Raw genomic sequence first — 1,994 nt, forward strand, 5'->3', positions numbered from 1 at the left:
CCAAACACAATAAGTGGTGATTACTCACTAACTTCATCAATCTTTATCTAGTTTTGAGGGTACAAACCTCAAGTAAATACGTATGGTGGCATTAGCGAAGAGGTCACACCCGTTCCCATACCGAACACGGAAGTTAAGCTCTTCAGCGCCGATGGTAGTTGGGGGTTTCCCCCTGTGAGAGTAGGACGTCGCCATGCATTTGAAAAAACAGCCTGAGGGCTGTTTTTTTGTGTTGAACTTAAATTTGAATTTGAACTAAATGAAACCAGATACTATTCATGAACGGGAGTGAGAGTGGGGAGAAACAAGGAGATCAAGGAAGTGAGAGAGTGAAGCCCGGAGCGTACAACGTACGTGAGGATCTGAACGAGCGAAGCTGACGCAGAGATCCGCCGCTTATCGCCGCTCGAACCAGCGCCGATGGAAGTTGGGGGTGCCCCTGTGAGAGTAGGACGTCGCCATGCATTTGAAAATGTTTTTTGATGAATTTGAATTAAGTAAAGTATCTTTGAAAATAGGTTGATAATTGAATATTATAAATCATCAGAAAAGATAAAAAAACGATATAATACAAATGTGACTATATCAGAAGAGGGGAATGATGGAAATGAACAAAAGAACTAGGGTGTTAACAGGTTCTCCTTGGGAACATGTTGTTGGATATTCCCGTGCGATTCGTGTTGGTAATCGAGTGGAGGTTGCAGGAACAACTTCCATGTTAAATGGACAGGTAGTGGGGGGAGACGATGCATACGCACAAGCAAAGTATATCCTAGAAACGATAGAAGACAGTCTAAAAAAAGTAGGTGCAGAGATCGATGATGTTGTAAGAACAAGAATGTATGTAACAAATATCTCACAGTGGGAAGAGATAGGGAAGGCGCATGGAGAGTTTTTTAGGGGAATTCAACCTGTCTCTACGATGGTTGAGGTGAGCGGACTTATTGATTCACGGTTGTTAGTAGAAATTGAAGCTGAAGCGATTATAGGTTCTGAATGAATCAATTATTTGGGTAGCCGATAAAGTGGAATTAGTGGCGGATTTTGCAGATCATGAATAATGTAAATCTTAAGTAATATAAATGAGCTTTCGTGCAAAGCCACAATCTTTGAGAAAACAGCATAAATAAAAAGGAAGTATAGGGTGAGAGAGATGGCCATTTTTTGTGAAAGTAAGAACCTATATTTGCGGGAAATTGAATTAAAGGATAGTACTTTAATTTCAATTTGGAAAAAGGATATGTTGATTAGAAAGATGTCAGTGGGCTTAAATACGAAAGTAACTCAACAAAACCAAGAAAGTGATATTCAGAGAAGTCTAGAGACAAATCAACCGTACTACATTATTGCATTGAAAAATGATGATAGGTCTATTGGTTATATAAGGATAAATTGGATGGATGACACTAACAGATTTGCTTGGTTGCGTTTTGGGTTAGGTGAAGAACGGGGGAAAGGGTACTCAAAAGAAGCGTTAATCTGCTTATTGATGAAGCTTTTTGCTAGTGGAACAAGTCGGATAGATGCGGAAGTCTTTGAGTTTAACGATGTAAGCTATTTTCTGCTGCAATCTCTAGGCTTTATTCATGAAGGAACTCGAAGAATGGCCTATTATTCTGATGGGAATGTATATGACATATATACGTTAGGACTTTTAAAAAGCGACTTCGATAACAAGCTAATTAAGTGAAGGCTGTTTTCGCAAAGATTGTGGTTTTTCGAATAAGAAGGAATCCTTTGACTTGTATGACTTCGTGCTCTTTTCCTAATGAAAAATTCTTCATTTCTAGATAACAAGGAAGAAATCAATCGAAAAAACCCTACTGCCTGTTTTCTTTGTGCCAAAAGCAACAAAGTATACGAAACCCCATGTCCTGTCAGACACCGCAATGAATGAAAATGGGGTCTAGCGGTTTAATGATGCATTAAACTGTTCATCCTGTTAATGCAGGTCTGAGGTCGCCTCTTTTTTGGTGGATAAAACCCCGTTTACG

General features: G+C 39.4%; 2 protein-coding genes and 1 rRNA gene. All 3 read left to right on the forward strand.

What is annotated here, in order from left to right; translation table 11 throughout:
- The first annotated feature begins 81 nt into the window (after positions 1-81).
- The 3 genes from rrf to U8D43_RS20790 all read left to right on the forward strand — a co-directional run bounded on the left by rrf (position 82) and on the right by U8D43_RS20790 (position 1,690).
- Positions 82-197, forward strand: a 5S ribosomal RNA gene (rrf, locus tag U8D43_RS20780).
- 410 nt (positions 198-607) lie between these two features.
- Entirely contained in the window at positions 608-1,000 is a 393-nt protein-coding gene (locus U8D43_RS20785; protein WP_335873060.1) for a RidA family protein, read from the forward strand.
- 153 nt (positions 1,001-1,153) lie between these two features.
- Positions 1,154-1,690: a GNAT family N-acetyltransferase gene (locus tag U8D43_RS20790; RefSeq protein WP_335873061.1), complete on the forward strand. Its 537-nt coding sequence runs from the start codon at positions 1,154-1,156 to the stop codon at positions 1,688-1,690.
- The last annotated feature ends 304 nt before the right edge of the window (positions 1,691-1,994 follow it).

The sequence above is a fragment of the Bacillus sp. 2205SS5-2 genome, from assembly GCF_037024155.1.
GTDB lineage: Bacteria > Bacillota > Bacilli > Bacillales > Bacillaceae_K > Bacillus_CI.